We start from the raw sequence: 225 nt of genomic DNA on the forward strand, positions 1-225 counted from the left end.
GCCGCCTTCGGGCGGCTGTGTGTTGAAACTACTGGAGTCCGAAAGACTACCCTGGCAATATCTCCAGCCGCCTTCGGGCGGCTGTGTGTTGAAACTACAAATGGCGTAGGGTTTGCATCAATAGAAGGGCCAGCCGCCTTCGGGCGGCTGTGTGTTGAAACATGGATTGAATTGAGGAGGAGAAATTGCAAACAACCAGCCGCCTTCGGGCGGCTGTGTGTTGAA

It is taken from the genome of Neisseria sp. HMSC061H08 (assembly GCF_001836795.1).
In the GTDB taxonomy this organism is placed as follows: domain Bacteria; phylum Pseudomonadota; class Gammaproteobacteria; order Burkholderiales; family Neisseriaceae; genus Neisseria; species Neisseria subflava_A.